Origin of the sequence: Cellulomonas sp. GbtcB1 (assembly GCF_019091725.1) — a bacterium.
Taxonomy (GTDB): domain Bacteria; phylum Actinomycetota; class Actinomycetes; order Actinomycetales; family Cellulomonadaceae; genus Cellulomonas.
In genome coordinates this window covers 1-23,890 of sequence record NZ_JAGXJG010000028.1, presented here as the reverse complement: position 1 = coordinate 23,890, position 23,890 = coordinate 1, and the positions used below count along the sequence as shown (strand labels likewise).

Annotated in this window: 22 protein-coding genes; 2 read left to right on the top strand and 20 right to left on the bottom strand. The window is 76.5% G+C overall.

Features of this window, described 5'->3' with window-relative positions; all coding sequences use genetic code 11:
• Positions 1 to 83: 83 nt before the first annotated feature.
• The 3 genes from KVT14_RS11585 to KVT14_RS11575 all read right to left on the bottom strand — a co-directional run bounded on the left by KVT14_RS11585 (position 84) and on the right by KVT14_RS11575 (position 3,965).
• Positions 84 to 1,514, bottom strand: coding sequence for a sugar porter family MFS transporter (locus tag KVT14_RS11585; protein ID WP_308161041.1), 1,431 nt, complete (start codon positions 1,512 to 1,514; stop codon positions 84 to 86).
• Entirely contained in the window at positions 1,511 to 2,575 is a 1,065-nt protein-coding gene (locus KVT14_RS11580; protein WP_308161040.1) for a lactonase family protein, read from the bottom strand. Before KVT14_RS11580 ends, KVT14_RS11585 begins: the two co-directional genes overlap by 4 nt.
• Positions 2,576 to 2,657: 82 nt before the next feature.
• Entirely contained in the window at positions 2,658 to 3,965 is a 1,308-nt protein-coding gene (locus KVT14_RS11575) for an ROK family protein (protein ID WP_217615800.1), read from the bottom strand.
• Positions 3,966 to 4,044: 79 nt separating this feature from the next.
• Between KVT14_RS11575 and xylA the strand changes: the two genes are divergently transcribed.
• Both xylA and xylB read left to right on the top strand, forming a co-directional pair.
• Positions 4,045 to 5,232 (top strand): xylose isomerase, encoded by a 1,188-nt coding sequence (xylA, locus tag KVT14_RS11570; protein WP_147795461.1) that lies wholly within the window; start codon positions 4,045 to 4,047, stop codon positions 5,230 to 5,232.
• 121 nt (positions 5,233 to 5,353) lie between these two features.
• Positions 5,354 to 6,784, top strand: coding sequence for a xylulokinase (xylB, locus tag KVT14_RS11565; RefSeq protein ID WP_217615799.1), 1,431 nt, complete (start codon positions 5,354 to 5,356; stop codon positions 6,782 to 6,784).
• A gap of 73 nt (positions 6,785 to 6,857) precedes the next feature.
• On the opposite strand, the gene KVT14_RS11560 is transcribed toward xylB, so the two are convergent.
• From KVT14_RS11560 to KVT14_RS11480, 17 genes are all read right to left on the bottom strand, one after another.
• Complete coding sequence (locus KVT14_RS11560) at positions 6,858 to 7,199, bottom strand: Lsr2 family protein (protein ID WP_147795459.1); 342 nt, start codon at positions 7,197 to 7,199, stop codon at positions 6,858 to 6,860.
• Positions 7,200 to 7,318: 119 nt separating this feature from the next.
• Complete coding sequence (locus tag KVT14_RS11555; RefSeq protein ID WP_168216971.1) at positions 7,319 to 7,495, bottom strand: hypothetical protein; 177 nt, start codon at positions 7,493 to 7,495, stop codon at positions 7,319 to 7,321.
• A 78-nt stretch (positions 7,496 to 7,573) separates the two neighbouring features.
• Positions 7,574 to 9,109 (bottom strand): lysine--tRNA ligase, encoded by a 1,536-nt coding sequence (gene lysS, locus KVT14_RS11550; protein ID WP_217615798.1) that lies wholly within the window; start codon positions 9,107 to 9,109, stop codon positions 7,574 to 7,576.
• 36 nt (positions 9,110 to 9,145) lie between these two features.
• Positions 9,146 to 10,081 (bottom strand): carboxylating nicotinate-nucleotide diphosphorylase, encoded by a 936-nt coding sequence (gene nadC / locus KVT14_RS11545; RefSeq protein ID WP_217615797.1) that lies wholly within the window; start codon positions 10,079 to 10,081, stop codon positions 9,146 to 9,148.
• A gap of 121 nt (positions 10,082 to 10,202) precedes the next feature.
• Positions 10,203 to 11,906, bottom strand: a complete 1,704-nt coding sequence (locus tag KVT14_RS11540; RefSeq protein ID WP_217615796.1) for an L-aspartate oxidase — start codon at positions 11,904 to 11,906, stop codon at positions 10,203 to 10,205.
• Positions 11,903 to 12,478, bottom strand: coding sequence for an aspartate 1-decarboxylase (panD, locus tag KVT14_RS11535; RefSeq protein WP_217615823.1), 576 nt, complete (start codon positions 12,476 to 12,478; stop codon positions 11,903 to 11,905). Before panD ends, KVT14_RS11540 begins: the two co-directional genes overlap by 4 nt.
• A gap of 2 nt (positions 12,479 to 12,480) precedes the next feature.
• Positions 12,481 to 13,371 (bottom strand): pantoate--beta-alanine ligase, encoded by an 891-nt coding sequence (gene panC / locus KVT14_RS11530; RefSeq protein ID WP_217615795.1) that lies wholly within the window; start codon positions 13,369 to 13,371, stop codon positions 12,481 to 12,483.
• Positions 13,368 to 14,471, bottom strand: coding sequence for a Rossmann-like and DUF2520 domain-containing protein (locus KVT14_RS11525; protein WP_217615794.1), 1,104 nt, complete (start codon positions 14,469 to 14,471; stop codon positions 13,368 to 13,370). The genes panC and KVT14_RS11525 overlap by 4 nt, the downstream gene beginning before the upstream one ends.
• A complete protein-coding gene (locus KVT14_RS11520; RefSeq protein ID WP_308161039.1) occupies positions 14,468 to 16,093 on the bottom strand; it encodes a PH domain-containing protein in 1,626 nt (541 codons plus the stop codon). Before KVT14_RS11520 ends, KVT14_RS11525 begins: the two co-directional genes overlap by 4 nt.
• Positions 16,090 to 16,686 (bottom strand): PH domain-containing protein, encoded by a 597-nt coding sequence (locus KVT14_RS11515; RefSeq protein WP_217615793.1) that lies wholly within the window; start codon positions 16,684 to 16,686, stop codon positions 16,090 to 16,092. The genes KVT14_RS11520 and KVT14_RS11515 overlap by 4 nt, the downstream gene beginning before the upstream one ends.
• 97 nt (positions 16,687 to 16,783) lie before the next feature.
• Complete coding sequence (locus tag KVT14_RS11510; RefSeq protein WP_217615792.1) at positions 16,784 to 17,281, bottom strand: DUF3180 domain-containing protein; 498 nt, start codon at positions 17,279 to 17,281, stop codon at positions 16,784 to 16,786.
• Positions 17,281 to 18,627, bottom strand: a complete 1,347-nt coding sequence (folK, locus tag KVT14_RS11505) for a 2-amino-4-hydroxy-6-hydroxymethyldihydropteridine diphosphokinase (protein ID WP_217615791.1) — start codon at positions 18,625 to 18,627, stop codon at positions 17,281 to 17,283. The genes KVT14_RS11510 and folK overlap by 1 nt, the downstream gene beginning before the upstream one ends.
• The gene (gene folP / locus KVT14_RS11500; protein ID WP_217615821.1) at positions 18,624 to 19,442 is read right to left on the bottom strand and encodes a dihydropteroate synthase; all 819 of its coding nucleotides are present in this window, start codon (positions 19,440 to 19,442) and stop codon (positions 18,624 to 18,626) included. Before folP ends, folK begins: the two co-directional genes overlap by 4 nt.
• A gap of 119 nt (positions 19,443 to 19,561) precedes the next feature.
• A complete protein-coding gene (gene folE, locus KVT14_RS11495; protein ID WP_217615790.1) occupies positions 19,562 to 20,164 on the bottom strand; it encodes a GTP cyclohydrolase I FolE in 603 nt (200 codons plus the stop codon).
• A gap of 2 nt (positions 20,165 to 20,166) precedes the next feature.
• Entirely contained in the window at positions 20,167 to 22,194 is a 2,028-nt protein-coding gene (gene ftsH / locus KVT14_RS11490) for an ATP-dependent zinc metalloprotease FtsH (RefSeq protein WP_217615789.1), read from the bottom strand.
• Positions 22,195 to 22,323: 129 nt separating this feature from the next.
• Entirely contained in the window at positions 22,324 to 22,878 is a 555-nt protein-coding gene (gene hpt, locus KVT14_RS11485; RefSeq protein ID WP_147795449.1) for a hypoxanthine phosphoribosyltransferase, read from the bottom strand.
• The coding region (locus KVT14_RS11480; protein ID WP_217615788.1) for an ATP-binding protein at positions 22,875 to 23,890 on the bottom strand (1,016 nt) is incomplete at its 5' end. The genes KVT14_RS11480 and hpt, both read right to left, overlap by 4 nt.

Here is a 23,890-nt window from a genome sequence, read left to right as displayed (position 1 = left end):
CCATTGTCGGCCATCTCGGGGGGTACGCACCGCGTGACGCCGACCACCCGGGTGGGATCGAGGGGTGCCCGGGCGCCCGGGGCTCAGGGGCGCGCGGCCCGGAAGTCCTCCTCCAGCTGCTCGAGCGACCGGTCCCGGGTCTCCGGGAGCACGAACCGCACGAACAGCCAGGACAGCACGTTCAGCGCCGCGAACAGCAGGAACGTCCCGTTGACCCCGATCCCGGCGACCACCGACGGGAAGAACCCGGAGATGACCGCGTTCGCCGCCCAGTTCCAGAACACGCAGAGCCCGATCGCGAAGCCGCGCACCCGCAGCGGGAACAGCTCCGCGAGGATCACCCAGCAGACCAGTCCCACGGACGACTGGTTGAAGCCCACGAACAGCACGAGGAAGAACGTGACGGCCACCGACCGGCCGGTGCCCTCGGGGATCGCCGCCGAGCACAGCGCGATCATCAGGTGCGACGCGATGATGCCGGTGAGGCCGACCAGCAGCAGCCCGCGCCGGGTCACGCGGTTGATGACGCGCAGGCCGATGAGCATGCCGAGCACCGAGAACACGCCGTTCAGCACGTTCGCGACCAGGGCCACGTCCCCGCTGAACCCCGACTGCCGGAGCAGCTGGGTGCCGTAGTACATGACCGCGTTGATGCCGCCGAGCTGGTTCACGACGGCCACGCCGACGCCGATCAGCACGAGCCGGCGCACCCAGGCGAGCCGCAGCTCGGCCCAGCCGCCCTGCCCGCGCGCGGCGTCGGTGCGCTCGAGGGCGACGAGGTCGCGGACCTCGCGCAGCTCGGCGGCCGCCCGGCCCGGGTCGCGCACCTGGCGCAGCACCGCGAGCGCGTCGTCCTCCCGGCCGCGGGACAGCAGCCAGCGCGGCGACTCGGGCATCCGGAGCATCCCGACGAACAGCGCGACCGCCGGCACGGCCTGCACCGCGAGCATGTACCGCCAGACGCCGGGGTGGTCGGACCACACGGTGCCGATGACCGCGTTGATCACGAACGCGGCCAGCTGCCCGACGACGATGGCGATCTCGTTGCGCCCCGTGATCGCGCCGCGGCGCTCCGTCGGCGCGAGCTCGGCCAGGTAGACCGGCACCGTGACGGACGCGCCGCCGACGGCCAGGCCGAGCACGAACCGGGTCGCGGCCATGACCTCGAACGACGGCGCGACGACGCTGCCCAGCGCGCCGACGAAGAACACCACCGCGAGCGCCACGAGCGTGCGGCGGCGGCCGACCCGGTCCGCGAGCCGGCCGCAGAGCAGCGCGCCGAGCGCCGCGCCGACCAGCAGGCTGCTCGTGACCAGGCCCTCGGTCGCCGGGGTGAGCCCGAGGTCGGCGACCATCGGGTCGAGGGCGCCGTTGATGACGCCGGTGTCGTAGCCGAACAGCAGGCCGCCGAAGGTCGCGACGACCGTGATGACGTCGAGCCGCCGCAGGTGCGGCCCCGGCATCAGGGGCGGGAGGGTGCGGGCGCCCGGCGCGCCCGCGGGGGTCGCGCTCACGCCGGCACGACGCACGCCGGGGCGGGCAGCGCCACGGTCGACACGACGGCCCCGTCCCGGAGCACGGTGAGGGAGTCGCCGCGCTGGTCCGCCACGACGGTCCAGCCCTCGACGACCGCGAAGTGCCGCGGCCACGCGCCCGGCAGCGCGGTCTGGCCCGCGGGCGCGAGCGTGCCGTCCGGCCCGGGCGCGAAGGTCGCGAGCACGTCGGTGCCGCGGGTCGCGACGAGGACGCGGTCGCCGGCCCGGTCGATGTGCGAGGGCAGCGGGCGCTCGCCGGCACGCGGCGCGGCCCCGTCCTCGGCGGCGGGGACGTGCTGCACCACCCGGCCGGACGCGGTCGCGGCGTCCCAGGCCAGCACGGCGACGGTCACGTCGAGCTCGCAGGCGACGTACGCGATCCGGCCGTCCGCGGAGAACACCAGGTGCCGCGGGCCGGAGCCGGGGCGCAGCGTCGCGGCGATCCCGTCCTCGGTCAGCAGGCCGGTCGCCGGGTCGCGCCGGTACCGGCGGATCTCGTCGGTGCCGAGGTCGCAGACCAGCAGGTGCGCGCCGTCCGGGGTGAGCGCCGCGAAGTGCGCGTGCGACGCCTCCTGGCGCTCGGCGTCCGGGCCGGAGCCGGTGTGCGTCAGCACCTGGGCGGGGGCGTCCGCGGCGAGGCCGTCCGGGCCGAGCTCCAGGACCGCCAGCGAGCCCGAGGAGTAGTTGGCCACGTAGGCCACCCGGCCCTCCGGGTCGAGCAGCACGTGGCACGGGTCGTCACCGCCGCTGCTCGCGGTGCCCGTCCGGTCGAGCGCGGGCCGGCCGTCGGCGCCGGACCCGACCCGGAACGCGGACACGGTGCCGCCGGCGTGCTCGCCCACCGCGAGCAGCAGGCCGGCCTGCCGGTCCACGGCCAGGAACGAGGGCGCGTGGGTCTCGACGACGAGCACGGGGTCCACGAGGCGACCGGTGTCCGCCTCCAGCCCGACCCGCCAGATGCCCTCGCCGAGCCCGGCGGGGGTGCCCGCACCGGCCGAGGGGTAGGTCCCGATCCACAGGTCGCGCAGGTGCTCCGTCACGGCGAGGACTGTAGGCGACGGCACCGACGACCCGCGACCGCCCGGGGCGGGCGAGGGGTCGGGCGAGGGGTCGGGCGACGGGTCAGGCGACGGGCGCGGGCAGCCAGGCGGCCGGGTCGTCGGCGACCGCGCGGAGGACGACCAGGGCGGCGCCGTCCATCGCGGCGTGCTCCCCGCCCGCGGCGACGCCGACCCGCGCGTCCGCCCAGGCCGCCGCGAGCACCCGCGACCGCAGCTGCGCCACCACCGCGTCCGTCAGCCACGGCGCCAGCGGCGCGTAGATCCCGCCGAGCACCACCCGCTCGACGTCCACGAGGTTGACGAAGTTCGCGAGCGCCACGCCCAGCGCCTCCCCCGCGGACCGCAGCGCCCGCGCGGTGCGCTCGTCGCCGGCGCCGGCCGCGGCGAGCAGCGCGTCGACCGGCTCCTCGACGTCGCGCCCGGCCGCGCGCAGCAGCGCGTCCTTGCCGGCGTACTGCTCCAGGCAGCCGCGCGCCCCGCAGGTGCACCGCGGCCCCTGCTGGTCGACGACGGTGTGGCCGAGCTCGCCGCTCCAGCCGTGCCGGCCCGCGAACACCTCGCCGTCCAGCACGATCGCCGCACCGATGCCGACCTCGCCGGACACGTACAGGAACGACTGCCCGGCCGCGCCGGCGCGCGCCTCGGCCCGGGCGGCGAGGTTGGCCTCGTTGGCCAGCCGGACCGCCAGCCCGTCGACCTCCGGGTGGCCGGCCAGCAGCGCCACGACGTCGACGTCCCGCCAGCCGAGGTTCGGGGCGAGCCGCAGCGGGCCGGTGCCGCGGTCCACCAAGCCGGGGAGCGCGAGGCACATGCCGGCCAGCCGCGCCCCGGCGGGCAGGGCGGCGCGCACCTCCCCCACCAGCGCGGCGAGCACTCCCAGCACCCGCGCGGGGTCGCTGTGCCGGTAGTCCCCGCGGGTCTCGCGGTGCGCGACCACGTGGCCGGCGAGGTCGAGCGCGCGCACCCCGACGTAGTCGACGTTCACCTCGGCCCCGAGCCCGACGACGGTCCCGGCCGCGGGCACCAGCGGCACGGCCGGCCGGCCGGCGCGGGCGGTGGCGGCGGGCGGCAGCTCGGCGACCAGGCGGGCGCCGATCAGCAGGTCCACCAGGGCGGACACCGCGCCGCGGGTCAGCCCCGTGGCGGTGGCGACGTCCGCGCGCGACGGCGGCGCGGCGGGCGCGGCACCGGCCGGACCCGGGCCGGCCGCGTCCAGCACGTGCCGCAGCACCAGGGCCAGGTTGTGCTCGCGCAGCGAGCCCTGCCGGGCCGGGACCCGGCGGCGCGCGGCCGGACCGGCGGCGGCCGGGCGGGCCGCGCCGGGGTCGGCGGCGGGCGCCTCTCGGGGCGCGGCGGCGGGGTCGGTCACGCGGTTGACCCTAACCGGTCCCGCGTATAAGTTCACTCACAAGACAAACCCCGCAGGGTTACTCGACGAGGAGCAGACGATGGTGCGCACGCCCACCCGCGACGACAAGTTCTCCTTCGGTCTCTGGACCGTCGGCTGGAACGCCCAGGACCAGTTCGGCTCCGCGAGCCGGCCGTGGCTCGACCCGGTGGAGTCGGTGCACAAGCTCGCCGAGCTCGGCGCCGCGCACGTGACCTTCCACGACGACGACGTGGTGCCGTTCGGCTCGGACGACGCGGAGCGCGAGCGCATCCTCGGCCGGTTCAAGCAGGCGCTGGCCGACACCGGCATCACGGTCGAGATGGTCACGACCAACACCTTCAGCCATCCGATCTTCAAGGACGGCGCGTTCACCTCGAACGACCGCCGCGTGCGCCGCTACGGCCTGCGCAAGGTCATCCGGAACGTCGACCTGGCCGCCGAGCTCGGCGCCGACACGTTCGTGATGTGGGGCGGCCGCGAGGGCGCGGAGTACGACTCCGCCAAGGACCTCAACGCGGCGCACGACCGGTACGCCGAGGGCATCGACACCGTCGCCGCGTACATCAAGGAGAAGGGCTACGGCCTCCGGATCGCCATCGAGCCGAAGCCGAACGAGCCCCGCGGCGACATCCTGCTCCCGACGATCGGCCACGCCCTCGCGCTCATCGCGAAGCTCGAGCACGGCGACATCGTCGGCCTGAACCCGGAGACCGGCCACGAGCAGATGGCGGGCCTCAACTACACGCAGGGCATCGCCGAGGCGCTGTGGGCCGGCAAGCTGTTCCACATCGACCTGAACGGCCAGCGGTCCATCAAGTACGACCAGGACCTCGTGTTCGGCCACGGCGACCTGTTCTCCGCGTTCGCCACCGTCGACCTGATCGAGAATGGCTTCCCGTCCGGCGGCCCGCGCTACGACGGCCCCCGGCACTTCGACTACAAGCCGTCCCGCACCGAGGACTTCGACGGCGTGTGGGAGTCGGCCAAGGCCAACATGGCGACCTACCTGCTGCTCAAGGAGCGCGCGCAGGCGTTCCGCGCCGACCCGGAGGTCCAGGAGGCCCTCGAGGCGTCCGGCGTGCTCGAGCTGTCGCAGCCGACGATCGGCGAGGGCGAGACCCTGGCCGACCTGCTGGCCGACCGGTCCGCGTACGAGGACTTCGACGTCGAGGGCGTCGCCGCCCGCGGCTTCGGCTTCGTCCGCCTGAACCAGCTGGCCCTGGAGCACGCGCTCGGCGCCCGCTGACCCGAGCCACCACCGCCGAGGTCGAGGGTTTCCGCCGAGGTCGAGGGTTCCTGCCCCCGGTCTCGCGTGGAACCCTCGACCTCGGCGCTTCGTCCCGTACCAGCAAGAGCGAGGAAGCAGCATGGCCCTGGTCGCCGGGGTGGACTCCTCCACCCAGTCCTGCAAGGTCGTCGTGCGCGACGCCGAGACCGGGGCGCTGGTGCGCTCCGGCCGCGCGTCGCACCCGGACGGCACCGAGATCGACCCGCGGCACTGGTGGGACGCGCTGCAGACCGCCGTGCGCGACGCCGGCGGGCTCGACGACGTCGACGCCGTGGCGGTCGGCGGGCAGCAGCACGGCATGGTCGCGCTCGACGCCGACGGCGAGGTCGTCCGCGACGCGCTGCTGTGGAACGACACCCGGTCCGCGCCCTCGGCGCTGGCGCTGATCGACGAGCTCGGCGGGCCGCAGGCCTGGGCCGACGCGATCGGGTCGGTGCCGGTCGCCTCGCTCACCGTGACCAAGCTGCGCTGGCTGCGGGACCACGAGCCCGACGCCGCCGCGCGGGTCGCCGCCGTCGCGCTCCCCCACGACTGGCTGACCTGGCGGCTCGCCGGGTACGGGCCGGGCAACGCCGACCTGACGGCGCTCACGACCGACCGGTCCGACGTGTCGGGCACCGGCTACTGGTCGCCGTTCACCGAGGACTACCGCCGCGACCTGCTGGAGCTGGCGCTCGGCCACGACGTCGTGCTGCCGCGGGTCGTCGGCGCGGGCGAGGCGGCGGGCGTCGCCGGGGACACCGGGCTCGTGCGGGCGGGTGCGGCGCTGGGCGCCGGGGCGGGCGACAACGCCGCCGCCGCGCTCGGCCTCGGCATGGTCGCCGGCGACGTCGCGATCTCCATCGGCACCTCGGGCGTCGTGTCCGCGGTGTCCGCCACGCCGACGGCCGACGGCTCGGGCCTGGTCACCGGGTTCGCCGACGCGACCGGCGCCTACCTGCCACTCGCCTGCACGCTGAACGCCTCCCGGGTGCTGGACGCCGCGGCGCGGATGCTCGGCGTCGACCACGCGGGCCTGTCCGCGCTCGCGCTCTCCGCGCCCGCCGGCGCCGACGGGCTGGTGCTGGTCCCCTACCTCGAGGGCGAGCGCACCCCGAACAAGCCCGACGCCACGGGCGCGCTGCACGGGATGCGGCTGGCGAACACCACGCCGGCGCACCTGGCCCGGGCCGCGGTCGAGGGCATGCTGTGCGCGCTCGCCGACGGCCTGGACGCGCTGCGCGCGCAGGGCGTGCCGGTCGAGCGGGTGTCCCTCATCGGCGGCGGCGCGCAGTCCGAGGCGGTCCGGCGGATCGCGCCGGCCGTGCTCGGCACCGCGGTGACCGTGCCGACGCCGGGCGAGTACGTCGCCGACGGCGCCGCGCGCCAGGCCGCGTGGGTGCTCGGCGGGTCGGGGCAGCCGCCGGCGTGGACCGCCGCGGGCGAGGCGGAGCTCTACGAGGCCGACGCCGCGCCGCGCGTGCGCGAGCAGTACGCCGCGGTGCGCGAGCTGACGGCGACGCGCGGCTGAGCCCGGCCTCGGACGCAGGACGGCCCGGCGCCCCTCGTGGGGTGCCGGGCCGTTCGCGTGCGTGCCGCGGGCGTCAGCCCTGGGCGGCCTCGTAGGCGTCGCGGATCTCGGCGGAGATGCGGCCGCGCTCGGAGACCTCGTAGCCGTTCTCCTTGGCCCAGGCGCGCACGGCGCCGGCGTCGGAGGACCGGCGCGGACGGCTGGCGCCGCCACCGCTGCTGCGGCCCGCGGAGGAGCGGCCGCCGACCTTGCGGGCGTGGCCGACCCAGGTGCCGAGCGCGTCGCGCAGCTCGGCCGCGTGGGCGCTCGTGAGGTCGATCTCGTAGGAGACGCCGTCGAGCGCGAACGTCACCGTCTCGTCCGCCGTGCCGCCGTCAATGTCGTCGACCAGCAGGACCTGAACCTTCTGTGCCATTTCGCCCTCCCGAGCATCGGCCGCCGTCGCAGGCCCCCGATCGGCGAGCGGCGAATATGTGCGTGCGGGAAAAGCATGGCAGCCGAATGGCGTCGCGTCAAAGGACGCGTGTCAATGGTTCAGATTTCGGGCGAAGTGCCCGCCTCATTCGCGCGCGCCGCGTCCTCGCGATCCATGCGCGCCAAAGCCGCGCGTTCCGTGCGATCGGCGTTGATGAGCGCGCGGATGGCGATCCAGAAGATCACCCCGACGCCGACGGACGGGATGAGCGCGGCGAGCGCAGGACCGATGTTCATGCGGACCAGGGTACGCCCGGGGACGGCACCGCCCGGCGGCCCGCGGGGGGCCGCCGGGCGGGTGCGCGGCGCGGTGGATCAGGCCTGGGGCTTCACCAGCGGGAACAGGATCGTCTCCCGGATGCCGAGGCCGGTCAGCGCCATGAGCAGACGGTCCACGCCCATCCCCATGCCGCCGGTCGGCGGCAGCGCGTACTCGACGGCCGCGAGGAAGTCCTCGTCGAGCTGCATGGCCTCGTCGTCGCCGGCGGCGGCCAGGATCGCCTGCGCCTCGAAACGCTGCCGCTGGATCACCGGGTCGACCAGCTCGGAGTACGCGGTGGCGAGCTCGAACCCGCGGACGTACAGGTCCCACTTCTCGACCTGGCCCTTGATGCTGCGGTGGTCGCGGGTCAGCGGGCTGGTCTCGACCGGGAAGTCGCGCACGAAGGTCGGCGCGTGCAGGTGGTCGCCCACCTGGTGCTCCCAGATCACCTCGACGAGCTTGCCGTGGCTCACCCGGTTCGGGTCGAGCTGCACGTCGAGGCGGTCGGCGATCTTCTGGAGGTGCGCCACCGAGGTCTCGGGCGTGATCTCCTCGCCGAGCGACTCGGACAGCGAGCCGTACATCGTGAGCTGCGCCCAGTCGCCGCCGACCTCGTACTCCTCGCCGTCCGGGAGGGTGATCGTGGTCGTGCCGAGCACGTCCTGCGCGGCGGTCTGCACGAGGTCCTGCGTCAGCGCCGCCATCGTGTCGTAGTCGCCGTAGGCCTCGTACGCCTCGAGCATCGCGAACTCCGGCGAGTGCGTGGAGTCGGCGCCCTCGTTGCGGAAGTTCCGGTTGATCTCGAACACGCGCTCCAGGCCGCCGACCGCGGCGCGCTTGAGGAACAGCTCCGGCGCGATCCGCAGGTACAGGTCGATGTCGAACGCGTTCATGTGCGTGACGAACGGGCGCGCCGCGGCGCCACCGGGCTGCGTCTGCAGCATCGGGGTCTCGACCTCGAGGTAGCCGCGGCGGTGGAAGTTCTCCCGCAGCGAGCGCACGACGCCGGCGCGCAGCCGGACGGTGTCGCGGGCCGCCGGCCGGACGATGAGGTCGACGTACCGCTGGCGGACGCGCACCTCCTCGGACAGCTCCGGGGCCTCCTCGTCGCCCTTCGCGTACAGGTTGGGCAGCGGGCGCAGCGACTTGGCCGCGAGGGTCCAGGAGTCGGCCATCACCGACAGCTCGCCGCGGCGGGACGCCACGACGGTGCCGTGCACGAACAGGTGGTCGCCCAGGTCGACGTCGGCCTTGAACGCGGCCAGCCGGTCCTCGCCGACGTTGGCCAGGCTGAGCATCGCCTGCAGCCGGTTCCCCTCGCCGTCCTGCAGCGTGGCGAAGCACAGCTTGCCGGTGTTGCGCAGGAACACGACGCGGCCGGCGACGCCGACGACGTCCTCGGTCTCCTGGCCGGGCTCCAGGTCGGGGTGCGCGGCGCGGACCTCGGCGACGGTGTGGGTGCGGGGGACGCCGACCGGGTACGGCTCGACGCCTTCGGCCAGCATCCGGTCCCGCTTCTCGCGCCGGACCCGGAGCTGCTCGGGGAGGTCGTCGGCGGCGGGGGCGGGCGTCTGCTGGGGCTCGGTCACGCCCGGAATCCTACCGAGCGGGCGGGGCCCCGGCCGTCACACGGCCGGTCCGGGCGCGCGGACGCCCTCGACCAGGTCCAGCGCCAGGTCCAGGATCGGCGACGAGTGCGTGAGCGCCCCGACCGACAGGTAGTCGACACCGGTCGCGGCGACCTCGGCGGCGCGGTCGAGCGTGAGGTTGCCGGTGGCCTCGAGCTCGACGCGCCCGGTCGCCCCCTCCCCCGCGCGCACGGCCTCGACGGTCGCCGCGAGCACCGGCGTCGGCATGTTGTCGAGCAGCAGGAACCGGGCGCCGACGCCCACGGCCTCCAGCGCCTGCTCGGTGGTGTCCGCCTCGACCTGGATCGTCACGTCGGGGAACCGCGCGCGCACCGCCTCGACCGCCGCGGCGACCCCGCCGGCCGCCACCACGTGGTTGTCCTTCACCATCGCGACGTCGTGCAGGCCCATGCGCTTGTTGGTGCCGCCGCCCCGGCGCACCGCGTACTTCTCCAGCTCGCGCAGGCCGGGGGTGGTCTTGCGGGTGTCGAGCACCTGCGCGCCGGTCCCGGCCAGGGCGTCGGCCCAGCGGCGGGTGTGCGTCGCGACCCCGGAGGCGCGGGACGCGAGGTTCAGCGCGGTGCGCTCCGCGACCAGCAGCGCCTGCACGGGGCCGGTGAGCACGGCCAGCACGTCGCCCGGCTCGACGGCGGTGCCGTCCTCGACCCGCTGGTCGACCGTGGCGGGGGCGAGGCCGAGGCGGTCGGTGACCTGGCGCAGCACCTCGGCGACGACCGGCAGGCCGGCGACGACCCCGGCCTCGCGGGCCACCAGGTGGGCGACGCCCGGGACGTCCGGGGCGACGGTGGCCTGGGTGGTGACGTCGCGGCCCGGCGCGGGGCCGAGGTCCTCGTCGAGGGCGACCGCGACGGTGCGGGCGAGCCAGGCGGGGTCGAGGGCGTCGGGGGCGTCGGGGGCGTCGGGCGTGGTCACCCCGGAAGCCTAGGGCCGCGCGCGAGGCGCTCCGTGCGGGCCGGAGTGGCGTTCGGTGGAGCGTTCTGCCCGACACGCCCCGGCGTGTCGGGCAGAACGCTCCACTCGGTCCCCGGGTCGGTCAGTCCTGGGGGGCCAGGCGCTGGGTGAGCTCGCCGTCCGGGGTCAGGGTCGCCTCCACGCGGACCTGCCACGCGGCGTCGTCGCGGTCCGGGTGGTCGCTGCGCAGGTGGCCGCCGCGGGTCTCCCGCCGGGTCGCCGCCGTGGCGGTCAGCACCGTGGCGACCTGGTGCACGTTCGTGGTCTCCCACTCCGCGACCTGGGGGTCGGCCACCGGCCGCTCGCCGCCCTCGACGGCGCGGTGCGCGTCCGTCCGCACGGCCGCGAGCGCCTGCGCGGCCGCCGCCAGCCCCGCCGCGGACCGCAGCACGCCCGGCCCGTCGGTGGCGATCCGCTGCACCCGGGACCGGGCCGCGCCGGCGACCAGGGCCTCGGGCCCGGGGCGCTCGACGGGCTCCGCGGGGCGCAGGGCGCCGGTCTCCACCCGGTGCGCGATGTCGTGCGCGGCACGGTGCGCGAACACTAGGCCCTCGAGCAGCGAGTTCGACGCCAGCCGGTTCGCGCCGTGCACGCCGGTGCACGCGACCTCGCCGACCGCGTACAGCCCGGGCAGGGTCGACCGGCCGACCAGGTCGGTGACGACGCCGCCCGAGTGGTAGTGCTGCGCGGGGGCGACCGGGACCAGGTCGGTCGCGAGGTCGAGGCCGTGCTCGGCCAGCCGGGCGCCGATGGTCGGGAACCGGCGGCGGATGCGCTCGGCGCCGAGGTGCCGGGCGTCGAGCAGGACGTGGTCGGCGCCGGTGCGCGCCAGCTGCCGGACGATCGCCTTCGCGACGACGTCCCGCGGCGCGAGCTCGGCCAGCGGGTGCACGCCGAGCATGAACCGGTGCCCGTCGACGTCGACGAGGTGCGCGCCCTCGCCGCGGACCGCCTCCGAGATGAGCGCGAGCTGGCCCTTCACCCCGGCGCCGAGCCACAGCACCGTGGGGTGGAACTGCACGAACTCCATGTCGCCGACCGCCGCGCCCGCGCGCAGGGCCGCGGCCAGGCCGTCGCCGGTCGCCTGGACCGGGTTGGTCGAGGACCGGAACACCTGGCCGATGCCGCCGGTCGCCAGCACCACGGCGGGCGCGAGCACGGCGCCGACGCCGTCCCGGCTGCCCTCGCCGATCACGTGCAGCGTCACGCCGCACACCGGCCCGGGCCGGCCGTCGCGCCCGGGGGCGCCGGTGAGCACGTCGAGCACCAGGGCGTGCTCGATCACCTCGATGCCCGGGTCCGCCTGCACGGCCGCGAGCTGGGCGACCAGCGCCCGGGAGATCTCGGCGCCCGTGGCGTCGCCACCCGCGTGCGCGACCCGGTCGGCGTGGTGGCCGCCCTCCCGGGTGAGGCTGAGGGTGCCGTCGGGCTCGGTGTCGAACACCGCGCCGCGCGCGACGAGCTCGCGGACCCGCGCCGGTCCCTCGGTGACCAGCACCTCGACGGCCCGCGGGTCGCACAGGCCGACGCCCGCGACGAGCGTGTCCCGCAGGTGCGCCTCCGGCGAGTCGGCGGGGTCGAGCGCCGCGGCGATGCCGCCCTGCGCCCACACCGTCGACCCCGAGACCAGCCGGTCCTTGGTCACCAGCAGCACCCGCGGCACCCGCATCCGCAGCTCGAGCGCCGCGGTGAGGCCGGCGATGCCGGAGCCGACGACCACGGCGTCCGCCCGGGCGGTCCAGCCCGGGGCGGGCGCGGCGAGCCGGCGAGCCAGCCGCGTGATCACCGTCCGGCGCCCGCGTCCCGCCCGGCGTCGTTCGCCCCCGACCCCAGGTCGTCGCGCACCGGGTGGTCCCGCCGGTCGCGCGCCCCGTCGGCGTCGGGCTCGGCCGCCCCGTCCCGCTCCACGAGCGTCCGCCCCTGGTCGAACGGCACGCCGCTCGGGTGCAGGCCCGACGCCGCGGTCCAGGACTCCGGCACGGTGCCCGGGTCGTGGCCCGTGTCCATGATCCGGTTCTCCGCGTCGACCAGGACGACGTGCGGCTCGTACGTCCGGGCCTCGGCGTCCGAGAGCATCCCGTAGGCGATGAGGATGACCACGTCGCCCGGGTGCACCAGGTGCGCGGCGGCGCCGTTGATGCAGATCTGACCCGACCCGGCCTCGCCGGCGATCACGTAGGTGGTCAGCCGGGCGCCGTTGGTCACGTCGACGACGTCGACCTGCTGGCCGGGCAGCAGGTCGGCCGCCGCGAGCAGGTGCGCGTCGACCGTGATCGAGCCGACGTAGTGCAGGTCCGCCTGCGTCACCGTCGCGCGGTGGATCTTGCCGATCATCATCGGCCGCTGCAGCGAGGTCATGGTCACGCCCACCCCACGTCGGAGTTGTCGATCAGCCGGGTCGCCCCGACGGTGGCCGCGAGCGCCAGGACGGCCGTCCGCCCGGCGAGGTCCGCCGCCGCGCCGGTGACGTCCTCGAAGGTCAGCGGGTCCACCACGGCCACGTAGTCGGTACCGACCGCGGCGCCGTCCAGCACCGCCCGCGCCGCCGCGAGCACCGCGTCCGGGTCGCCGCCCGCGTCCGCCACCGCGCGGCCCGCGGCGAGCGCGCGGCTCAGCGCCAGGGCCTGCTCCCGCTCGGCCGCCGACAGGTAGGCGTTCCGCGAGGACAGCGCGAGGCCGTCGGCGTCCCGCACCGTGGGCACGCCCACGACCTCGACGGGCACGTCCAGGTCCCGCACCATCCGGCGCACGGCCGCGAGCTGCTGCACGTCCTTGCGGCCGAACAGCGCGACGTCCGGCGCGACCAGGTGCATCAGCTTGAGCACCACCGTGAGCACGCCGTCCAGGTGACCCGGGCGGGTCGCGCCCTCGTAGACCGTGCCGACCGCGCCGGCGGACACCCGCACGCCCGGGTCGCCGTCGGGGTAGACCACGTCGGGCGCCGGGGCGAACACGACGTCGCCCTCCCCCAGCAGGTCGGGGCCGGTGAGCGACGCCAGGTCGCCCTCGAGGTCGCGCGGGTAGCGGTCCAGGTCCTCCGACGGGGCGAACTGCAGCGGGTTCACGAAGATCGTCACCACCACCTGCTCACCGCGGGCGCGGGCCTCGCGCACCAGCGACAGGTGGCCGGCGTGCAGCGCGCCCATCGTCATCACGACGGCGCGGCCGCCGGCCGGGCGGGCCGCCAGCGCCGCCGCGAGCTCGGGGCGCGTGCGCGCCAGCGTGGGGGCACCCGTGCGTGCCTCGGTCATCCCTGGTCCTCCTGGTCGGCGCCGGGCTCGTCCGTCCCGCCCGCGCCCTCGTCGTCGTGCGCGCCGTGCACCGTACTCCCGTCCGGGCCCCCGGTGTGAGCCGGGCCGGCACCACCCGGGGTGCCGCCGCGGGTGGTGCCTGGGTCGCGCGGCGCGGCCTCCGCCGCGGGGTCCCCCGTGGCGAGCGCGTCGAGCAGCGCCCGGCCCTGCTCGGCGCGCAGCAGCCCGGCCGCGAGCGCCCGCCCCGTCGCCGCGCGGGACAGCGCCCGGTAGGACGCGGCGACGTCGGTCGCGCCGGTCCGCACCCCGAGGTCGGTCAGTACGTCGAGGTGGTCGCGGACCGTCCCGGCGTCGCCGCGCCGTACCGGGCCGGTCAGCGTGGTGACCGCGCCGTTCGTGACCTCGCCCTCCGCGTCGCGCCCGCCGCCGGCCGACTCGGCCCGCAGCGACCCGTCGAGCGCCGCGGTGAGCAGGGGGCGCAGCACCGCACCGGGGTCGGCGACGCCCGCGGCCGCGAGCGCCTGCCCGGCCTGCGCGACCAGCACGACCAGGTGGTTCGCGCCGTGCGCGAGGGCCGCGTGGTAGAGCGGGCGCGCCGCCTCGTCGAGCACGACCGGCTCGCCGCCCATCTCCACCACCAGCGCCTGCCCGATCGGCAGCACCGGGGTCGGCGCGGTCACCGCGAACGTGCAGCCGACCAGCCGGGACAGGTCGAGCGACGTGCCGGTGAAGGTCATCGCCGGGTGCAGCGCGATCGGGATCACGCCCTGCGCGCGCGCCGGGTCGAGCACCCCGGCCCCGTACCGGCCCGCGGTGTGCACGACGATCTGACCCCCCTGCCACGCGCCGGTCGCCGCGAGGCCCGCCACGAGCTCCGCGAGCGCGTCGTCCGGCACCGCGAGCAGCACCAGCTCGGCGCGGCGCACCACCTCGGGCACGTCCAGCACGGGCACGCCCGGCAGCAGCGCGTCCGCCCGCTCGCGGGACGCCTCGGACACCGCGCTCACCCCGACCACCGGGTGCCCGGCCGCGCGCAGGGCGCTCCCCAGCACCGCGCCGACCCGGCCCGCGCCGACGACGCCGATCCCCAGCCGCGTCATGCCCGGCGCATCCACTGCTCCGGCCCCGCCCCTGCGCGCGCGGTGCGGGCCCGCGTCGCCTGCTCGTCGAGGAGGCCCGCGGCGACCCGCTGGTCGAGGTGGTCGACCCGCGGCGACACCGGCCCGGGCGTCGAGTGCAGCTGGAACGACGCCAGCCCCAGCCGGCGCTGCAGCGGCCCCTGCTCCAGCCCCAGCGACTGGGTGCGCTCGTGCGGCACGACGACGAGCTGGCGGACCAGCACCCCGGAGCGCAGCACCAGCGCGCGGTCGGTCACGGTCACGCCGTGCCGCCGCCAGCCGACCGGGTCGAGCCACCGGGACCGGCGCGGGGCCACGGCCCAGCCGCCGTCGGCGGTCCGGCCGACGAGCCCCGCCTCGACCAGCGCGCGCGGGTCCTCGGTGCCCAGGTCGGGCAGCACGAGCCAGAGCGCGAGCATCGCCTCGTCGCGCGTCCCGACGGGCAGCAGCACGTTCTCGGTCTGGGTCTGGTCGCCGCTGCTGCCGTAGCCCGCGACGTTCACCTCGACCCGCCACCAGTCCGGCTTGCGCCACAGCAGCCCCTGGGTGACGCGCACGGCCTGCACCCGGCCCGGCGGGACGGTCTGCGCCCGCGACTCGGTCAGGCCGTGCCGCAGCCGGATGCCGTCCGGGGAGATCGCCGCGCGGAAGTTCGCGCCCCGGTTGAACCGGGTCCACGTGTACGACACGACGCCGAGCAGGGCGGGCAGCAGCGCGAACGCCGAGCCGACCTGGCCGGTGCCCGCGATCAGCGCGCCGACGGCGCCGAGCATGACGACCAGCCAGATCGTCGCCGAGGACAGCAGCGTGGAGGCCAGCAGCCGGCCGACCGGGACCTCGTAGACCGGGTGCTCGGGCGCGACGGGCGCTGGACCCTCCCAGCCGCCGTCGGCGTCCGGCTCGACCGGAAGGGTCAGGGCGGCGTCCGGGTCGGCGGTCGCGGGGTGGTCGGTGGCCGGGACCGCGCCGGGCGTCGTGGTGGCGAGGGGCGGGGCGGCGGGGGTGCCGGGCGCCGCCGGGGCGGTCGGGGCGGCGGACGGCGCTCCCGCGGGCCGCGGCCGGCGCCCGGGGTGCAGGCCGGCCGCGCGCGCCAGCAGCTCGGCGCGCAGCTGCTCGGCCTCCGCCTCGCGCAGGAACGCGAGCGACACCGCGGACCCGGCGCCGCCGGCGACCTCGAGGCGCAGCTCGGACAGCCCGATGATGCGCGCGAGCAGCGGCTGCACCACGTCGACGGCCTGCAGCCGGTCGAGCCGGGCCTGGCGCTGCTGGCGGAACACGACGCCGGAGCGCAGGTGCACGGCCTCGTCGGTGACGGCGAACCGGGTCATGCGCCACGCGATCGCCGAGTAGCCGAAGCCGACCAGCCCGACCAGCACGACGACGCCCGCGATGACGAGCCACGCGCGGCCGCCGAGCCACTCGGCGAGCTGGCGCACGTCGTCGGCCGCGTTCCACGCGATGATCGCGAGCACGGCGGCCAGCACCTTCCACCCCTTCACCGCGGGGGTGACGGGGTGCATCCGGCGCCAGGCGAGGTCGTCGGCGGGCGGCTCGGGCTCCGGGGCGGGGGCGGCGGCCGCCGGCAGCGGGCGGTCCTCGGTCACAGCCCCGCCAGCCGGGCCTCGCCCCGGGACGCCAGCTGGTCGCGCAGCCGCGCGGCCTCGGCCGTGGGCAGGCCGTCGATCGAGGCGTCGGTGCCGGGCGAGGCGGTGTGCAGCTGGACGGACGCGATGCCGAGCTTGCGGGCCAGCGGCCCGGCGGTCACGTCGACGTACTGCATGCGGCCGTAGGGCACCACGACCATCGAGCGGAACAGGATGCCGCGGCGCAGCAGCAGGTCGTCGGCGCGCTCGGCGTACCCCATCGCGCGCACCTGGCGCGGCACCAGCCACAGGACCCAGACGACCAGGGCGGCGACGAGCGCGGCGGAGGCCCACACCCAGACCGACCCGGTCAGGGCGGCCACGACGACCAGCACGACCAGCGGGACGCCCAGCCACGCGAGCGCGACCACCAGGCGCGCCGACGCCAGCCGCGGGGACACCGGGGTCCAGTCGACGCCGGCGGGCTCGAACGGCTCGCTCTCGCGCACCGGGGCGGCCCCGGGCACGGGCGTCGCGCCGGGCGCGGGGGCGGCCCCCGGCACGGGCGCGGCGTCGGGCTGCGGGTGGGCGGCGGCACCCTCGGGCGTGCTCATGCGCACCATCCTCGCATCGCGCGGTGCCGCGGCGCCCGGGACCCCGCGCGGGCCGGCACGCGGGCGCACGGCGAGGTCGACCGGGCGCGCGGCGAGGTCAGCCGGCCGCGGCGTCCGGCGACGCGTCCCGGGGCGACCCCGGCGCCTTCTCCGGGTCGTCCCCGGGCGGGATCCGGCAGATCCACTCGACGACCAGCCCGGCGGCGGCCAGCACGAGGGCGCCGAGCACCGCGAGCCCCGCGGCCAGCGCCCGCTCCCGCTGCGCCTCGATGCCGAGGTCGCCGAGCACGTCCAGCACCTGCGCCGCGTACCAGCCGGCGAGCAGCGCGCCCGTGTAGCAGGACGCCTTGGCCAGCACGGCGGTCCGGGCCGCCCGCATCGGGTCGAGCGTCGGGTGCTTGCCGCGCAGGTACTGCCGCACCGACCAGCCCATCGCCAGCACGACGGCCGCGATGAGCACGAGCACGCCGACCATGAGCCACGGCACCTGCGGCAGCACGACGCCCCGGCTGCCGAGGGCGCTCACGACGAGCCAGCCGACCGCCGCCGCCACGACGGCGATGAGCACGAGGGTGCGGACGCGGGTGCGCTGCATCAGGGGTCCTGCCGCCCGGTGGGGGTGCCGCCCAGCGGGTCGGCCCACGCGACGGGCCCGCCGCCGAGCGGGTCGCCCGCGGCGCCGTCGTCGTCGCCCGCGCCGCCCGGGTCGGGCTGCGCGGCCGGCACCGGCGCGGTCAGCCAGTCGAGCGCGAGCCAGCGCACCCCGTCGCGGTCCGGCGCTGTGGCGGCGAGCTGCGCGACGGGCCCGCCGCCGAGGCCGTGCAGCACGGCGTCCGGCTGCACCTGCGCCCACGGCTGCAGCACGAACGCCCGCTCGTGGGCCCGGGGGTGCGGCAGCTCCAGGTCGTCGGTCACGGCCGACACGTCGCCGTACACGATGATGTCGACGTCGAGGGTCCGCGGGCCCCAGTGCACGAGGCGCTCCCGCCCGTGCCGCCGCTCGACCTCGGAGGTGGCGCGCAGCAGGTCGCGGGGCGACAGCGTGGTGCGGGCGATCAGCACCGCGTTGAGGAAGTCGGGCTGCTCGGGCCCGCCGACGGGCGCCGTGCGCGCCAGGGCCGACACGTCGAGCACCTCCAGGCCCGGGACGGCGGCCAGGTCGGCGACCGCGTCCCGCAGGGTGTCCTGCGCCGCGCCGAGGTTCGAGCCGATGGCGAGCACGACCTCGACCGGGGCGTCCGGCGCGGCGTCGAGGGCGTCGGCCACCAGCTCGGCCTCGACCACCTCGTCGGCGTCCCAGGCGTCCGCCGGGTCGCTCGGCACGGGACCCGGGGGCGCCGGCGGCAGGTCGAGGTCCCCGGGCACGGGCACCGCGGCGAGCGGCAGCACGGCGGTGGCCCCGGGCGCCACGGGCGCGACGGGCTCGGCCGGCGCCGTCGGGGGCACCGGCGCGGGCTCGGCCGCGGGCAGCGCCGGCGCGCCGGTTCCCTCCGGCAGCCACCGCGGCGCGTCGTCCGGCACCGGCTCCGCGGCGGGCAGCCACGTCCGGTCCCGGCGCACCTCGACCACCACGTCCCCGAACGGCACGGTGATCGGCGCCTGCGGCTTGTGCACCGCGACGTCGACGCACTGCACCTGCGGGTGCGCGAGCACGGTCGCGGCGATCCGCTCGGCGACGGTCTCGACCAGGTCCGCGGGCTCGCCGGCGAGCACCGTCACCACCTGCTCGGCGAGCACGCCGTAGTTGAGGGTGTGCCGCAGGTCGTCGGTCGCTGCGGCCCGCCGGGTGTCGAGGTGCGCGACCACGTCGGCGACGAACGTCTGCCCCTCGCGGCGCTCGTGCTCGAACACGCCGTGGTAGCCGGTCGCCGTGACGCCGGTCAGCCGGATCCGGTCCAGCCGGTGGCCGTCCCGCCCGGGCACGTCCGCCTCGTCGCTCATCCCTCGTCCTCCCCGGACGGCGCCGCCGCCCTCCACCGGGCCGCGACGCGCACCGCGTCGGCCGTACCCCGTACCTCGTGCACCCGCACGCACCACGCCCCGGACGCGGCGGCGAGCGCGGACACCGCCGCGGTCGCCGCGTCCCGCTGCTCCGGGGGGACCGGCACGCCGTCGTCGCCGGCCAGCAGGTGGCCGAGGAACCGCTTGCGGGACGCCCCGACCAGCACCGGGAACCCGTCGGCGACGAGCTCCGGCAGCCGCGCGAGCAGCGGCCAGTTCGCGGAGCCCGGCTTGGCGAACCCGAGCCCCGGGTCGAGCACGACCTGGTGGTCGGCGACCCCGGCCGCGCGCAGCTCGGCGACCCGGTCGGCGAGCTCGCACCGGACGTCGGTCACGACGTCGCCGTACTCCGCCAGCGAGTCCATGACGTCCGCGTGCCCGCGCCAGTGCATCGCGACGTACACCACGCCGGTGCGGGCGACGACGCCGCGGATCTCCGGGTCGGCCAGGCCGCCGGACACGTCGTTGACGACCACGGCGCCCGCCGCGACGGCGGCCTCGGCCACCTCCGCGCGCGTGGTGTCGACGCTGACCGCCGCGCCGCGCGACGCGAGCTCGCGGATCACGGGCAGCACCCGGTCCAGCTCCTCGGCCACCGGCACCCGCGCCGCGCCGGGCCGGGTCGACTCGCCGCCGACGTCCAGCAGGTCGGCGCCGTCCGCCAGCAGCGCCAGCCCGTGGGCCACGGCGGCGTCGGGCGCGAACCACCGCCCGCCGTCCGAGAACGAGTCGGGCGTCACGTTCACCACCCCCATGACCAGGGTCCGGCCCGCACGACCGGCGGCGGTCGGCGCGGGCGGGAGCGGCGAGGGGGGACGCACGTCCGTCAGCCTAGGCGGTCGACCGGGGCGCACGGGAACGGGCTCCGGGCCCCTCAGCGGCCGAGGACGAGGCTCATCGCCTCGGCCCGGGTGGCCGGGTCCCGCATCTGCCCGCGCACCGCGGACGTCACGGTGCGGGAGCCGGGCTTGCGCACGCCGCGCATCGACATGCACAGGTGCTCGCACTCGACGACCACCAGCACGCCGCGCGGCTCGAGCACCTCGACCATCGCGTCGGCGATCTCGCCCGTCATCCGCTCCTGCACCTGCGGCCGCCGCGCGTACACGTCGACGAGCCGGGCCAGCTTGCTCAGGCCGGTGACCTTGCCCGACTGCCCCGGGATGTAGCCGATGTGCGCGACGCCGTGGAACGGCACGAGGTGGTGCTCGCAGGTCGAGTACACCTCGATGTCCTTGACCAGGACCATCTCCTCGTGCCCGATGTCGAACGTCGCGCTCAGCACGTCGTGCGGGTCCTGGCGCAGCCCCGCGAAGATCTCCTGGTACGCCCGGGCCACGCGGGCCGGGGTGTCCCGGAGCCCCTCGCGGTCGGGGTCCTCCCCGACCGCGAGCAGCAGCTCCCGGATCGCCGCCTCGGCGCGCGCGGCGTCGTACGCCGGGACCTCGCGGCGCCGGCCGCGGCCGTCGGCCGCCACCGTCAGGCGTCCGGCGTCTGGCTCGGCGGCACCTCGACCGCGATCGCGGCGGGGTGCTCGTCCTTGGCCGCGGCGGCCTCGTCCTGCGGGACGACCGCGCCGTTCTGCTCCGCCTTCTCCTTCGGCGTCAGCACCGGCGGGCGGTCCGAGACCGAGCGCTGCTCGCTCGACAGCCACACCTCGCGCGGCGGGCGCTTGGTGATCGGCTCGAAGATGACCGCCAGCTCCTGCTGGTTGAGGGTCTCCTTCTCCAGGAGCTCCAGCACCAGGTGGTCCAGCACGTCGCGGTACTCGATGAGGATCTCCCACGCCTCGGTGTGCGCGGCGTCCATGAGCTTGCGGACCTCGACGTCGACCGTGCCGGCGACCGTCTCGGAGTAGTCGCGCCCGTGGCCCATGTCGCGGCCCATGAACGGCTCGCTGCCGTCGGTGCCGAGCTTCACGGCGCCGACGCGCTCGCTCATGCCGTACTGCGTGACCATCTTGCGGGCCGTGGCGGTGGCCTTCTCGATGTCGTTGCTGGCGCCGGTGGTCGGGTCGTGGAACACGAGCTCCTCGGCCACCCGGCCGCCCATGGCGTACGCGAGCTGGTCGAGCAGCTCGTTGCGGGTGGTGGAGTACTTGTCCTCCGTCGGCATGACCATCGTGTAGCCGAGGGCGCGGCCGCGGGGCAGGATCGTCACCTTGGTCACCGGGTCGGTGTACCGCAGCGCCGCCGCCACCAGGGCGTGGCCGCCCTCGTGGTACGCGGTGATCTTCTGCTCCTTGACCTTCATCACGCGGGTGCGCTTCTGCGGGCCGGCGATCACGCGGTCGATGGCCTCGTCCAGCGCGCGGTTGTCGATGATCTGCGCGTTCGACCGGGCGGTGAGCAGCGCGGCCTCGTTCAGCACGTTCGCCAGGTCGGCGCCGGTGAAGCCCGGCGTGCGGCGCGCGACGGCCTCGAGGTCGACGTCGGTGGCCATCGGCTTGCCCTGCGCGTGCACCTGGAGGATCCGCTCGCGGCCCTTGAGGTCCGGCGCCTCAACCGACACCTGCCGGTCGAACCGGCCCGGGCGCAGCAGCGCGGGGTCGAGGATGTCGGGGCGGTTGGTCGCCGCGATGAGGATGACGTTCGTCTTGACGTCGAAGCCGTCCATCTCGACCAGCATCTGGTTGAGGGTCTGCTCGCGCTCGTCGTGGCCGCCGCCCATGCCGGCGCCGCGGTGCCGGCCGACGGCGTCGATCTCGTCGATGAAGATGATCGCCGGGGCGTTCTGCTTGGCCTGGTCGAACAGGTCGCGCACGCGGCTGGCGCCGACGCCGACGAACATCTCGACGAAGTCCGAGCCGGAGATCGAGTAGAACGGCACGCCCGCCTCGCCCGCGACCGCGCGCGCCAGCAGGGTCTTGCCGGTCCCGGGGGGGCCGTACAGCAGCACGCCCTTCGGGATCTTCGCGCCGACCGCCTGGAACTTGTCCGAGTCGGAGAGGAACTCCTTGATCTCGTGCAGCTCCTCGACGGCCTCGTCCACGCCGGCGACGTCCGCGAACGTGACCTGCGGCGTCTCCTTGGTGACGAGCTTGGCCTTCGACTTGCCGAAGGACATCACCCGCGAGCCGCCGCCCTGCATCGACGACATCAGGAACCAGAACAGGCCCAGGATGATGACGAACGGCAGCACCAGCGTCAGCAGGCTGCCCCACCACGACTGCTGCGGGACGTCCGAGGTGTACCCGCCGGACGGGTCCGCGTCGGCGATGGCCTCCACCACGGTCGGCCCCTGCGGCACGACGTAGTAGAACTGCACGTTCTTGCCGAGGTTGTCGCCGTCCTTGACGAAGTCCTCGGACAGCGTGAGGTCGACCCGCTGCGAGCCCTCGGTGACCAGGGCCTGGTCGACCTTGCCGTCCTTGAGCAGCTCGAGGCCGTCGGAGGTGTCGATCCGCTGCACGCCGGAGGACATGAAGGCGCTGGCCGCGATCCACAGGATCACGACGGCCACGATGATCCACAGGACGGGTCCGCGGGTGAGGCGCTTGAGTGTCATGGGCAGACGGGGGCAGGCCCCCTCGTCCCTCCGGTCGCAGGGGTGGAGTCTTCAGAAGTTACACGCCGAACCTGGCCGCACGGCCCGTGTTCGCCCAGGGCGGGACGCGCCCCTGCGCGACCGCCGCGGTCAGGACGAGTAGACGTGCGGCGCCAGGGTGCCGACGCACGGCAGGTTGCGGTACTTCTCGGCGTAGTCGAGGCCGTAGCCCACGACGAACTCGTTCGGGATGTCGAACCCGACGTAGCGCACGTCGACCTCGACCTTGGCCGCCTCGGGCTTGCGCAGCATCGTCGCGATCTCCACCGACGCCGGGCCGCGGCTCCGCAGGTTCGCGAGCAGCCACGACAGGGTCAGGCCGGAGTCGATGATGTCCTCGACGATCAGCACGTGCCGCCCGGTCAGGTCGGCGTCCAGGTCCTTGAGGATCCGCACGACGCCCGAGGACTTGGTGCCGGAGCCGTAGGACGACACCGCCATCCAGTCCATCGCGAGCGGGGTGCTGATCCGGCGGGCCAGGTCGGCCATCACCATGACGGCGCCCTTGAGCACGCCGACGAGCAGGATCTCCCGGCCGGCGTAGTCCTCGTCGATCCGGGCCGCGATCTCGTCCAGGCGGGTCCCGAGCTGCTCCTCGGTCAGGAGCACGCGCTCCAGGTCCGCGCCCATGTCCTCCACGTTCACCGCTGCGGGTCTCCCTCGTCGTCCGGCTCGACGGCCCGGCGCTGCGCCCGGACCCGCGCGCGCACGACGTCGTCCGGGTCGGTCGACGGGGGTGCTGCGCGCAGCGCAAGCCTGCCACACGCGCGGGTCGCCGCCACGCGCCCGGGCAGGTGCACGGGGCCCTGGCCGCGCCAGTGGGTCACGAGCGCGGCGACGGCGGCGACGTGCGCGCGGGTGACCGAGCCGGCGGGGGCGCCCGCGCGGACGGCTGCGGCCCGGAGCGCGCGGTGCCGCAGCGCGGCGGGCGCGGCGGCGAGGACGGCGGCGTCCAGGACGAGGCCGGGGTCGCCGGCCGCCCCGTCGCCCGCTGCGAGTGGATCCCTCGGCACCGACACGCCCGGGCGTGTCCGCTCCGAGGGATCCACTCGCCCGGCCGCCGCCTCCGCGCGCTCCAGCAGGTCCGCCGCCAGGGCGTCCAGCGCGTCCGCGTCCTCGCGCAGCAGCTCCGCCGAGCGCGCCAGCGCCGCGGCCACCCCCGGGCCGAGCTCCCGCTCCAGCACCGGCAGCACCCGCGCGCGCACCCGGGACCGGGCGGGCACCCCGGCGTCCCCGTCGGCGGGCGTGTTCGTGGGGTCGTGCCACGGGTCCAGCCCCTCGGCGGCGCACGCGGCGAGGGTCTCGGCGCGGGACACCCCGAGCAGGGGGCGCCGCAGCAGGCCGCGTGCGGCGGGCATCCCGGCGAGCGACCGCGCCCCGGAGCCCCGCGCCAGGCCGAGCAGGACCCCCTCGGCCTGGTCGTCGCGGGTGTGGCCGAGCAGCACGGCCGCGGCGCCGAGCCGCGCGGCCTCGGATTCCAGCGCCGCGTACCGGGCGTCCCGCGCGGCGGCCTCGGGCCCGCCGCCGCCCGCGCCGGCCGACGCGTCGACCGCGACCACCGCGACCGGGTCCAGGCCCAGCGCCCGGCGGGCCGCCGCGGGGCGGGGCGCCCCCCGGGCGCTGCCCGGGCGCCGGGCCCGGGCGGCAAGCCGGATCG